The organism is Dysgonomonas sp. HDW5A (genome assembly GCF_011299555.1).
GTDB lineage: Bacteria > Bacteroidota > Bacteroidia > Bacteroidales > Dysgonomonadaceae > Dysgonomonas_A.
On the sequence record NZ_CP049857.1, the window covers coordinates 921,822 to 935,063 of the forward strand.

Genomic DNA, 13,242 nt, shown 5'->3' on the forward strand with positions numbered 1-13,242 from the left:
AAGAATACTAATAATGCCACAGATTAAAAATATACTAAAAGAAAGAATCCTGATACTGGATGGTGCCATGGGTACCATGATTCAGCGATATAAACTTACCGAAGAGGACTTTCGTGGAGACAGATTCAAAAACTCAACCACTCTTCTTAAGGGTAATAATGATTTGTTATGTCTTACACGCCCTGATATTATTGAAGCAATTCATTGTGAGTATCTGGCAGCAGGAGCCGACATTATAGAAACAAACTCTTTCAATGCCAACTCCATATCTATGGACGACTATAATATGTCGGATTTGGTAAAGGAAATGAACGTAGCTGCTGCTCGTCTGGCTCGTAAAGCTGCAGATGAGTATACTAAACGTACGCCAGATAAACCGCGTTTTGTTGCTGGCTCAATCGGTCCGACGAATAAGACTGCATCGATGAGTCCTAAGGTCGAGAATCCGATTTATCGTGCTGTCACTTTCGATGACCTTCACCAAGTGTACAAAGAACAAATAGAAGGCTTGATTGATGGTGGAGTAGATTTACTTTTGATCGAAACTATCTTTGATACACTGAATGCAAAAGCTGCCCTCTTTGCGGCTGATGAAGTACGCAGAGAAAGAAATATAGAAATGCCTATCATGATTTCGGTAACGTTATCCGATAAAGGCGGACGTACTCTTTCGGGGCAAACAACAGGAGCGTTTTTGGCATCAGTGAGTCATATCGATTTCCTTTCGATTGGTCTTAACTGTTCGTTCGGAGCATCTGATATGAAACCGTTCCTTAAAGAATTGGGGAGACTTGCTCCAACGTATGTATCTGCATATCCCAATGCGGGATTACCCAACCAGTTCGGAGAGTATGATGAGACTCCCGAAATTATGGCTAAGCAAATCAAAGAATATATAGACGAAGGTCTTGTTAATATTTTGGGAGGATGTTGTGGAACTACTCCTGACCATATATCTCAGTACGTAAGTTTAGTAGAAGGTGCAACACCTCATAAGCCTGCCGATAAGCCTAAATATATGTGGCTTTCAGGTTTAGAGCTATTAGAAGCTAAACCTGAAATCAATTTCATAAATGTAGGAGAGCGTTGTAACGTAGCAGGTTCTCGCAAATTTCTCCGTCTTATCAAAGAAGAGAAATACGAAGAAGCATTAACTATTGCACACCGACAAGTAGAAGATGGCGCTCAAATTCTTGATGTAAACATGGACGAAGGTCTGCTTGATGGTGTGAAAGAAATGACTACTTTTCTTAATCTTGTAGCATCTGACCCCGATGTTTCTCGTATTCCTGTAATGGTAGATTCTTCTAAATGGGAAGTATTAGAAGCCGGACTTAAATGCCTGCAAGGTAAAGCCGTGGTAAACTCAATCTCATTGAAAGGTGGAGAAGAAGAATTTCTTCGACAAGCACGTTTAGTAAATCGGTATGGAGCAGCCGTAATTATTATGGCATTTGACGAAACTGGACAAGCTGACAGGTTTGAAAGACGTATAGAAATATGCGAAAGAGCTTATAAATTACTTGTAAATGACGGATTCGATCCGATGAATATAATCTTCGACCCTAATATCCTAGCGATAGCAACAGGAATTGAAGAACATAGAAGTTATGCTGTTGACTTCCTGAAAACTATTGAATGGATAAAAGCCAACCTGCCTCATGCTAAAATAAGCGGAGGTATAAGTAACCTATCCTTCTCGTTCCGTGGCAATGATTATATACGTGAAGCCATGCACTCGGTATTCCTTTATTATGCCATCCAAAAAGGCATGGATATGGGTATCGTTAATCCCGGACAATCGGTAATATATGATGATATTCCAACGGACTTAAGAAATCTGATAGAAGATGTTATCTTTAACAGAAGAGAAGAAGCTACCGACGAACTTATTGATTATGCTGAGCGTATCAAAAATGAGAAATCGAATCAGCCTGAACAAAAGGTTGAGGAATGGCGTAGCTATGAGCTAGATCAACGCTTAGAATACGCCCTTATCAAGGGTATAAGCGACTTCATGGAGGAAGATTTACAGGAAGCTCTAAGAGTATATCCAAAAGCTGTAGATATTATTGACAAGCCTCTAATGTCAGGTATGAACAAAGTAGGTGATCTGTTCGGATCTGGAAAGATGTTCTTGCCACAGGTGGTAAAAACTGCACGTACAATGAAACGTGCCGTAGCTATACTTGAACCAACTCTTGAAGCTCAGAAAGATTCAAAATCAGTTTCTAACAGTGCCGGAAAACTGGTTATTGCAACCGTAAAGGGAGATGTTCACGATATTGGTAAAAACATTGTAGCTATCATTCTGGCTTGTAATAATTATGAGGTTATCGATCTTGGAGTAATGGTTCCACCCGAAGTAATTATCCAAAAAGTAATAGAGGAACAACCCGATATATTATGTCTTAGCGGGCTTATCACTCCATCTTTGGAGGAGATGAGTATTGTAGCTCATGAGATGGAAAAAGCAGGATTCACTATTCCTCTTATGATCGGAGGAGCTACTACATCTAAGTTGCATACAGCAATCAAAATTGATCCTAAATATAACAATGGATCGGTAGTATATGTGAAAGATGCTTCTCAGGCTCCTTCTGCTGTTGCCAAATTGATTAATCCGGCTTCTAAAGAGTCTTTTATTCAGGAAATAAGAGACGAATACCAAGATCTTAGAGATTCAATGGAAAGCAAGAAAGTCGAACTTACTCCACTTGCCGAAGCCATTAAAAATCCATTTAAAATCGATTGGGAAAACTATACCCCTTCAACTCCAAATAAGCTGGGTCGTCATGTTATTCCTCATATTCCAATAGAAGATATCCTACCTTATATCGACTGGAAATTCTTCTTCCATTCATGGAATCTTTCGGCTCGCTATCACACTGTTCAACATTTAGACGGTTGTCCAAGTTGTGATGCTGAGTGGTTGAATACTTTCCCTGAAAAAGAGAAGGAAAAGGCACAGGAAGGAATGAGTTTGTATCGTGATGCTAAAAAGATGTTGGATCATCTTATTTTTACAAAAGCTGAATATATAAAAGCTGTATATGCGATTCATGAGGCTTATGTAGATAACGAATGTATCTATATCAATGATATTTGCTTCCCGATGTTGAGACAACAAAAGAAGAATGATAAAGGGGTATACCTTTCTCTTTGCGATTTTGTCGTTCCTAAGAATAGCAGTAAAAAAGACTATGTAGCAGGCTTCACTGCTACCGCAGGTGTAGGCTCTAATGAGTTACTCAGCAAATACGAGCACGAAGGAGACGAGTACAGCGTGTTGCTCCTCAAATCAGTTTTAGACCGCTTGGCTGAGGCTACGACCGAATACCTGCATGCTAAAATAAGGAAAGAATATTGGGGATTTGCTCCCGATGAAAATATTACTGTGGATGAAATGTTCTCTTTGAAATATCAGGGAATCCGTCCGGCTGTAGGCTATCCTTCGATACCCGATCAGTCTATCAACTTCCTACTGAACAGCAATCTGTTACAATCAACCGAGATAGGTGTTGAACTTACTGAAAACGGCGTTATGTTACCGAATGCTTCTGTGAGTGGACTTATTTTTGCCCATCCTCAATCGAGGTATTTTAGTATTGGTCAGATTTCGGAAGAACAGGCTGAAAATTATATAGAACGTAGAGGAGAAAAGGCTGAGCTTACCAGAAAATTCTTAGCTGCTAATATGATGTAGGTCTCAGACACCGTTTTTATTGCTTTGCAGATAAAACTATAAACAAGAAGAGCCGATGAAATTATATTCATCGGCTCTTTTATTCTAGAATAAAAAGATATAAGTATCTCTTTAAGATAATAGTTTCTTAACTGTGTCTGAGATTGCTTTTCCGGGAGCTAATCCTGCTAATTGTTTTGTAGCAGCACCCATTACTTTTCCCATATCGGCAGCACTTGTGGCTCCAACAGAGGCTATAATTTCTTTCAATTTAGCTTCTAATTCTTGCTCTGACAGTTGTTTTGGTAAATAGTGTTCCAACACAGCTATTTCTTCCAATTCTTTCTCTGCCAGCTCGGGACGATCTTGTGATTTGTAAATATCGGCACTGTCTCTTCTTTGCTTTACCATTTTTTGAAGAATTTTCACCGCAACATCATCAGCAAGTTCTCCATTGCTATCTTTTGCAGTCTTTGCTTCAATAAACTCTTTTTTTGCACCCCGCAATGCTTCTAATTTGATTTTATCTTTAGCACGCATTGCATCCTTAATATCTTCACTTACTCTGTCAAACAAGTCCATCTCGTTCTATTTTTTGTTGTAAATTATTCTGTATATTGTTTTATTCAGAAATGAGGCGAGACCTTAATTAAATAAATCTGTCGATTTTTTTGATTCGGGTCTATAATCATTCGGATTAAAATCTTCTCCTCTTTTAAAAACAGGAGTATTTTCTAATGCTTCAACTATTTTATCATCATCCAGTTCTTCTGTCGATAAGATAATCGGGCGAGGAGTAAAGAATGATCTCACATCCATTGTCTTAACTCCGTCTTTGCCATAATGCTGCTCGATCATAGTATTGATACGGCGTTTTTCTTCCTCCTCTTTGATGAAACGTTCTTCTTCTAAGCGTTGCTCTTCTTCGGTCATTTCCCTCAGATGATCTCCGATACCCGGTATGCTTGACATTCCAAAACCTGTAGCCAATAAAGTAATCTTAACTTTACCTCCCAGACTTTCTTCTGTAGCAGTACCCCAGATAACCTCAATCTCAGGCCCAAAGCGTTTCATAAATTCAGATACTGATTCCATTTCTTCAACAATAAGTGGAGTATCTTCACCTGCATAAATATTGAAAAGTATCTTTTTCGCTTTAAATACATCATTGTTGTTCAACAACGGCGAATGTAATGCGTTTCTGATAGCTTCTTCTACCCTATTCTCTCCTTCTCCGATTCCGCTACTCATAATTGCAACACCTCCATCTTTAAGGATGGTTTTAACATCGGCAAAGTCGAGATTGATATGACCATGTACAGTTATAATCTCAGCTATACCTTTCGCTGCTATTGCCAACGTATCATCGGCTTTGGCAAAGGCATTCGGAATAGTTAGATCCGAATATATATCAATCAGACGCTCATTATTTATTACCAGTAGGGCATCTACATTTTGAGCAATATCTTCGACACCTCTAAGAGCTTGAATTATTTTTTTACGACCTTCGAATACAAATGGGATGGTAACAATACCAACAGTCAGAATATTCATATCCTTTGCAATACGGGCTACAACAGGGGCTGCACCCGTTCCGGTTCCCCCTCCCATACCTGCGGTGATAAATACCATCTTGGTACCATCTCCCAAAAGCTCCTGAATGTCCTGACGGCTTTCTTCAGCGGCAGCCTTAGCTACTTCGGGACGGTTACCTGCTCCAAGACCTTCGGTTGTACGTCGTCCGAGTTGAACACGGGTTTCGACCGGAGATTCGTGTAATGCCTGGTTATCTGTATTACAGAGAGCAAATGAGACGTCATGTATTCCCTCATTATACATATGATTCACGGCATTTCCTCCACCACCACCTACTCCTATCACTTTGATAATAGTTTGTGTTTTGCGCGGAAATTGAAATTCTAATATCTCGTCATTCATATAGCGTATCTTCTTTATTTTTCATGTTTGAGGTCACAGACCTTCTTATTGCTTTGGTAGATAAATAACTAAGGTCTCAGACCTTTTTATTGCTTTGGCTGGGCATCACAACTAGAGACCGTTATATTGATAAAATATCGCATTAAATAGTTAACGCTACTTAATCTTCATCTTTAAACATAGTTCCTCCCAAGTTCTGAATTTTCCCGAAGAAATCAAAAAGCCCCGGAGATTTTTTATCCTTCACCTTTTTTGTTTTTTTAGGTCTTTCTTCGTATTCAGGTTCCTCTTCTTCGTATTCGTCTTCATCATTGTCAACAACAGGTTGTTCATGATGTGCTGAAGCATTTTGGTTTCTTTCTGCAGACTCCGAATAAGTTCCACTTTGTGCATCTAGGGGACGAGGACGATTGATATAGTCAACTTTAGGAGCCTCTACTTTCTCGCAATTTTCATTTGCAAAAAGCAATAGTCCCAAGCACTGTGCATAAGCCGGATTCTGTAATAAATCGGCTGCATTATTTATATATAAACGTTTGGCTGCTCCTTTTTTTACTGGCATCTGTACTTTTTCTTCCAGAAACTCCGGCAAACCGGTCAATTGAGAAGCACCACCTATTATTATTATTCCCGCATCTAGTTTACCTGCATAACCCGATTCTTTAATCTGATTAAGAATGTTTAAAATAATCTCTTCCTGACGAAGTTGAATTACTTTATTCAATTCCTTCACATCAACCTCAGAGTTAGAAGAAGTATTTTGTTTATTTTTATCCTTACCGACTCTACCATATTTTATTTTATATGCTTCGGCTGCTGTATCTATAAATCCAAGTTCTTTTACATCTTTTGATACAGTACGTCCTCCAAATGGAATAACTGCCATATATCGCAGAAGTCCTTCCTTGTATATAGACAGTGTAGTTGTGCCTGCTCCAAAATCAATAAGGGCACAACCTGCCTGCTTATCGGTTTCATCAAGAACAATTGCTCCTGCAGCAACCGGTCCGACAATAAAGCCTGCAATATCTAACTGATTTTTATCGGTTATACATTTTATCAGGTTACTCTTAATATTGGGACGACCGACTATAAGACGGTAACGACCTTCTACCAAAGTAGCATTTTTCCCTATAGGGTCTTCTTCGGGATGCCCGTCCAGAAATATTTCGGGTGCAACAACACTATAATTTGTCAAAAAATCAGGTTTATTCTGGCGAGCTTGTTGTTCCATCTGGTCTATTACCGCAAACGAAACCTCCGACTCATCAATCAGATCCTTTGTTAAAGTATATTCTATTGCCCGCAGAGATTTCCCGGCAACCGACACGTATATTTTTCCTATTTTACGACCCGACTTGTTTTCCAACAAGTTTACTAACTTCTTTATTTTTCCTGCCGCTTCATCTATATTGTAAACCACTCCATGCTTTACACAATTATCAGATGGGATAGATTCTGATGCGAGAATAGATATTACTCCCTGCTCATTTTTCCGTCCTAACAATCCTACAATTTTCGAAGTCCCTAAGTCGATACCGACAATAAAACCTGATTGTTCCATATCTTCTTTCCTATATTAAGGTCTTAGACCTATTATAATGTTCTGGCAAGTATAACACTCCTAGTCTATTATGACTTTAAACAGATCATTAAATACTTTTATTTACCTATATAAATACTAAACGCTCTTTTCTAAGATTTATTTAATATTAAACTTTTATATTCAACGCTTTGTACCTACGACTTGTTTGTCGTATTTCAAATTTATTTTTGTATATCTATTCCATCCTGTAGCAGGCAAGGCCTGAGTATAGAATTTTTTGAGACGATCAAGCTTTGACTCAACGTTGTCTAACTTTCCCATAAGTACCTCCTGATTACCAATACGGGTTATTAAAGTTACTTCATCTTTGGGCTGAACAACAATCTGTTCGATCTGAGCATTCCAAAATTCATCTTTACACAAAAATAGTGCAAATTTATATAAATCAGTCTTTGCAAGCTCATCTTTTATTTCACCCGTAGCAATTGGCAGGTATGCTGTATTATGGCTCGAGAGTGGCATCTTCTCACCATCTTTATCAATATAGTAACTTTCGCCTGCTGAAGGAATTACCCTAAGAATGGGGATTCGCTCGATAATTACAGCTCTTATTCCTCCTCCACTGGTAATAAAAACCTCTGCCGATTTAATCAGTTTATTGGCCAATAAGGCCTCTTGTATAGCTAGAGTGTTAACTTCTTTTAGTTGTTTTCCATAAGGATTTAAGCCTTTCGCATCTATATCTTTTTCCAGATCAGCTATTTCTATAAATCGATCCGTATCTTCATTGTTTACTACAATCTCAAATTGATTACATATCTTATCCTGTGGCTTTCTCTCAAAAAAGAAAGCCGCAAAAATCAGGTATCCACCTAATAAACATAATCCGATAATAACTAATATTTTCTTTACCATTCAGTATCTTAAATCTTCTAGTATAAGCGAGCTTCTAAAATATCTTTTATAGCCGGCAACAATCTGTCAATATCTCCGGCTCCTATTGTTAATAGCACCTCAATATCTTCTTTTTGCTGTAGCAAATCTAATAATTCTTCTTTCTTACAAAGAGTTTTTTTACAAGTAACTTTCTCGAAAATTATTTCGGAGGTTACTCCTTCAATCGGTTTTTCGCGAGCCGGATAAATATCCAACAAAATTAATTCATCTAATAAGGATAAACTTCTAGCAAACTGATCTACAAAATCTCTGGTTCTTGAGTATAAATGAGGTTGAAAAATCCCCAATACTTTTTTGTCTGGATATAATTCTTTTACAGAAGATATGCTTGCCGACAGCTCATCGGGATGATGTGCATAATCATCAATCATCACCAGATTTTCGGTTTTCAAAAGAAAATCGAAACGGCGTTTTGCCCCTTGAAAGGTAGCCATTGCACGGCGTAACTCTTCATCTGTAGCTCCATTTAACCAGGCTAGAGCCATAGAGCCTATACCATTTTCGACATTAATACGAACCGGAACTCCTAATTCGATATTTCGAATTGTCGTTTTAGGTGTCACAAAATCAAAGCGAATGGTACCATCTCCTACTTTGACATTTTCGGCATGAAAGTCTCCTCTATCAATAGAGTAAGTGTATAGCCTAACACCTTCAGCTAATTGAGGTGAAAGGTTTATATTGTGCTTCATTACCAAAGCTCCTCCGGGTTGGATTAAGCTGGTAAATTTTTCGAAACTTTTCAAATATTCGGCTTCCGTTCCATATATATCCAAATGATCTGGATCTACAGAAGTTATCAGAGCCATATAGGGATGCAACCAATGGAAAGATCGGTCATATTCATCGGCTTCTACTACTGTTAACTCACTTGTATCGGACAGCATCAAATTACTGCTGTAATTCTTTAGAATTCCTCCTAAAAAAGCATTGCAATCGAGATGAGAACCTTTCAGAATATGAGCAAGCATACTCGATGTAGTCGTTTTACCATGAGTACCTGCACAACACAAGGCTTTACTGCTTTTAGTTATCAGCCCCAGTACCTCTGCCCGTTTTTTAAGATCGAAATTATTCTTTTGAAAATATTGTAGTTCATCACTTTCGGCAGGTAAAGCAGGAGTATATACAACTAACGTTGAGTCTTTAGCTGTAAAATCAGCAGGAATATTATTTACATTATCATCATAATGGATACTTGCTCCTTCTTCGACTAAAGTCTGTGTCAGCAAAGTTTCCGTTCTATCGTATCCGGCAACCTTTTTTCCTTTAGAAAGAAAGTAACGAGCGAGATTACTCATACCGATACCACCTATGCCTAAAAAGTATACTGACTTTATATTTTCCATAATTTTCCTATTGTTTGCCTTTGTTTACCAGTTTTTCTATCTCATCTACAATGTGCTCCGAAGCATTGGGGCGTGCCATTGTTTTTATATTCTTTGCCAACATGGCAAGGATATTATCATCTTTAACAATTTGCAATGCAGTTTTCAAAAGTTCATTTGGAGCATCTGCATCTTTTACCATTATTGCTGCATTCTTCTCTACAAGAGCCATCGCATTTTTAGTCTGATGATCTTCTGCAACATTAGGCGAAGGTATCAAGACTGTTGGTTTTCCTAATATGCTGAGTTCAGAAATAGAACTGGCACCCGCTCTCGAGACAACCATATCGGCAGCTCGATACGCAAGATCCATCCTATTAATAAAATCATGCAAATAAATATCTTTAGCCTGAGGTTTATTTGACAATTCGATAGTTAGATCGTATTGATAACGCTCGCCACACTGCCAAAGAATCTGTACTGCTGAGTCATCTAAAAGAGACAGATTCCTCATTATACTCTGATTCAAAGTACGTGCACCTAAACTACCTCCAAGAACAAGAATCGTTCTTTTCATAGGATCAAGCTTGAAGTAACGATACGCTTCTTCTTTTGATACCTCAGAAAGTAGATCCTGACGACAAGGGTTACCTGTTAACACAATCTTCTCCTTAGGGAAGAATGCTTCCATTCCTTCGTATGCGACACAAATTTTAGATGCTTTTTTCGCCAATAATTTATTGGTTACTCCGGCATACGAATTTTGCTCCTGAATAAGTGTCGGTACACCTTTTCTGGCTGCCACTTTTAATAAGGGACCACTAGCGTATCCACCTACACCAATCGCAATATCGGGATTAAATTTCTTTACTACACTATTTGCCTTAAAAAGGCTCGTAATCAATTTCTTTACTACTGAAATATTTTTGAATAAGTCTTTCCTGTTGAAACCTGCTACAGGAAGACCTACAATTTCGTATCCGGCTTTCGGTACACGGGTCATTTCCATTCTATCTTCTGCTCCAACAAAAAGAATAGCTGCATCGGGATAACGCAATTTTATAGCATTTGCTATAGATATGGCTGGAAAAATATGTCCTCCCGTACCTCCCCCACTTATAATTACCCTCATTTGTCGTTCCATAGATGCCCCCTTTTACTCGTATTCTACATTTGCAATATCTTCATCTACATCTTCATGCTGATCTTCTTTGGCATTAGAACATGCTAGTATTATCCCAAAGTAAATACATGTAATGATAGTAGATGTTCCTCCTCGGCTAATAAGCGGCAAAGGTTGCCCCGTAACCGGAATAAGATTTACCGCAACAGCCATATTGGCTAATGCTTGTACTGTTATGATCAATCCCGCCCCCAAAAGGAGGTAACGGGGAAATAATTTCTCACATTTAGATGCTAAAACACCTGCACGAATCATCAGTGCTACATACAAAAGTAGTGTAAACAGGCCACCCAACAATCCCATCTCCTCAAGAATTATGGCAAAAATGAAATCCGAATAGGCCTGAGGTAGAAAATCACGTTCATTTCCACTACCCGGAAGACCTATTATCTCTCCATTAGCTATTGCAATTTTTGCATGTGATACCTGATAATTATCATCTGTTATCTTATATTCTCCGGGAGAATTAATATTACTTTCATCCTCTTGCTCTGCAGAGTGTCTGTCGATACGGGCTTGCCATGTTGCAAAACGATCGGGCAGATAATCTTTCACCGTTGATTTAGGTATAAGGGTTAGAGAGCCTATTAACAGAACTAAAGCCCCAATTCCAAATAAGGCTATCATTCCCAACTTCTTAAAGCTAACCTGTCCAATAAACATCATTAGATAGCATACGCCAAACAATAGACAGGCGGTAGATAAGTTTTCGGTAATAATAAGGGCACAGGTTATTAATATGCCACCCATTAATATTTTAAATAGAAACGACTCATTCTCAGGTTTCAGTTTACTCAGAAAAAAAGCGACAAAACCCACCAAAGCCAACTTGGCAAACTCCGATGGCTGAATGGTAAATGCTCCAACACCTAACCATCGTTGTGCTCCATTCACATCCGTACCCATAAACATCGTCATTACCAGTAGCACCCACGAAACGGGCAGTAATAACAACAATGCTGCAAAATATCTTGTTGCCACTCTCTGAAGAAACATTACCGCACCAAAACCGATCAAAAGAAATACGGCATGACGCAAGATAGGTCCCCAGTGATTGTGCTGGCGATAAACAATAGTACTGGATGCACTAAATACTTCCAGCAACGATATAATGCATAATGCTATAAATATGCACCAGATTGTTTTATCCCCTTTAAATATCCTATCAAAGACGCTCATAAATTTATAGTTACAAGTTACAAGCTTAGTATACTCATTAACTCCTTTTTTGCTTTTCTAAAGTTTTCTGACCCAATATTTAAATTGGTCTCCCCTATCTTCGTAATTTTTAAACAAATCGAAACTTGCGCAACAAGGCGACAAAAGAACCGAATCTCCTTCAGTTGCCAATGCATAGGCTTTGTTCACAGCCTCTTCCATAGAACCGGCATCAACAATTGTTTCGATTTTTCCATCAAAAAATCTATGCAATTTAGAATTGTCTACTCCTAAGAAAACCAAAGCATGTACTTTTGTTTTCACAAGCTCCTCTATTTCTCGGTAGTCATTTCCTTTGTCTTTTCCTCCTAAAATAAGGACAACCTTTGTTTTCATGCTCTTTAAAGCATACCAACAAGAGTTTACATTAGTTGCTTTAGAATCGTTTATAAATTGAATCCCTTTTACAGAAGCAACTTTCTCTAAACGATGCACAACTCCTTTAAAATCACTCAACGATTGTCTTATCTTTTCATCTTTAATATCCAGCAACTTAGCTGCAATAGCCGAAGCCAACGAATTATATAAGTTGTGAGTACCCGTTAAAGCCAATAAATCTTGCTCCATGGTGAATACTGATTTTGATGTATTAATTACTATCTGATCATTATCTGCATAAGCCGACACACCGTCCGCCTTATGCTCCGAGAATGTAAACAACCTTGCTTTGGGTTGCTTCTTGCTCACTTCTTTACTTACCACAGGGTCTTCCGCCCAGTAAATAAAAGCATCTTCTGCTGTTTGATTTTGAGTAATACGCATCTTTGCGTCTACATATTTCTGAAAATCGTGATCGTACCGATCCAGATGGTCGGGTGTTATATTGAGTAATATAGCAATGTCCGCTTTAAAGTCGTACATATTGTCTAACTGAAAACTACTCAGCTCCAATACATAATAATCGAAACTATTTTCGGCAACCTGTCTTGCAAAGCTTTTCCCAATATTACCTCCTAATCCGACATTTAAACCTGCCGATTTAAGTATGTAATAGAGTAAGCTTGTAGTAGTGGTTTTTCCATTGCTTCCTGTTATACATATTTTTTTTGCATTGGTATATCTGCCTGCAAATTCAATTTCCGAAATGATCGATATTCCCTTCTGCTTTGCTTCCTGAATCAAAGGAACTTCATCAGGGATACCCGGACTTTTAATTATTTCGTCGGCGGAAAGTATATTCTCTTTGGTATGTCCTTTTTCTTCAAAAGGGATATTCTTATCGACTAATTCAGCCTTGTATTTATCTTGCAAAGCTCCATTATCAGATAAAAAAACCTCAAATCCTTTCGCTTGAGCAAGTATAGCCGAGCCGACTCCGCTTTCGCCACCTCCGAGTATTACTATCTTTTTCATTTCATCTAAAATCTTTATTCTTTAAATATCCAAC

9 protein-coding genes are annotated in these 13,242 nt (G+C 38.3%); 1 reads left to right on the forward strand and 8 read right to left on the reverse strand.

From position 1 onward, the window contains the following. Nucleotides 1–13: 13 nt before the first annotated feature. Nucleotides 14–3,706 (forward strand): methionine synthase, encoded by a 3,693-nt coding sequence (gene metH, locus G7050_RS03855; protein ID WP_166111449.1) that lies wholly within the window; start codon nt 14–16, stop codon nt 3,704–3,706. 111 nt (nt 3,707–3,817) lie between these two features. Here metH and G7050_RS03860 read toward each other — a convergent pair whose 3' ends face one another. The 8 genes from G7050_RS03860 to murD form a co-directional block, all read right to left on the reverse strand. Next, on the reverse strand, nt 3,818–4,267 hold the full coding sequence (locus G7050_RS03860; RefSeq protein ID WP_166111452.1) for a GatB/YqeY domain-containing protein: 450 nt from the start codon (nt 4,265–4,267) through the stop codon (nt 3,818–3,820). A 63-nt stretch (nt 4,268–4,330) separates the two neighbouring features. Next, nucleotides 4,331–5,623, reverse strand: coding sequence for a cell division protein FtsZ (gene ftsZ / locus G7050_RS03865; RefSeq protein ID WP_166111455.1), 1,293 nt, complete (start codon nt 5,621–5,623; stop codon nt 4,331–4,333). Between the two features lie 160 nt (nt 5,624–5,783). After that, the gene (ftsA, locus tag G7050_RS03870) at nt 5,784–7,187 is read right to left on the reverse strand and encodes a cell division protein FtsA (RefSeq protein WP_166111458.1); all 1,404 of its coding nucleotides are present in this window, start codon (nt 7,185–7,187) and stop codon (nt 5,784–5,786) included. Between the two features lie 162 nt (nt 7,188–7,349). Next, a complete protein-coding gene (locus G7050_RS03875; protein WP_166111461.1) occupies nt 7,350–8,084 on the reverse strand; it encodes a cell division protein FtsQ/DivIB in 735 nt (244 codons plus the stop codon). Between the two features lie 17 nt (nt 8,085–8,101). Then, a complete protein-coding gene (gene murC, locus G7050_RS03880; protein WP_166111464.1) occupies nt 8,102–9,475 on the reverse strand; it encodes a UDP-N-acetylmuramate--L-alanine ligase in 1,374 nt (457 codons plus the stop codon). Nucleotides 9,476–9,482: 7 nt separating this feature from the next. Next, complete coding sequence (gene murG / locus G7050_RS03885; RefSeq protein WP_166111465.1) at nt 9,483–10,598, reverse strand: undecaprenyldiphospho-muramoylpentapeptide beta-N-acetylglucosaminyltransferase; 1,116 nt, start codon at nt 10,596–10,598, stop codon at nt 9,483–9,485. 12 nt (nt 10,599–10,610) lie between these two features. Next, nucleotides 10,611–11,816 (reverse strand): FtsW/RodA/SpoVE family cell cycle protein, encoded by a 1,206-nt coding sequence (locus tag G7050_RS03890; RefSeq protein WP_166111468.1) that lies wholly within the window; start codon nt 11,814–11,816, stop codon nt 10,611–10,613. Between the two features lie 57 nt (nt 11,817–11,873). Continuing rightward, entirely contained in the window at nt 11,874–13,208 is a 1,335-nt protein-coding gene (murD, locus tag G7050_RS03895) for a UDP-N-acetylmuramoyl-L-alanine--D-glutamate ligase (protein WP_166111471.1), read from the reverse strand. Nucleotides 13,209–13,242: the final 34 nt, after the last annotated feature.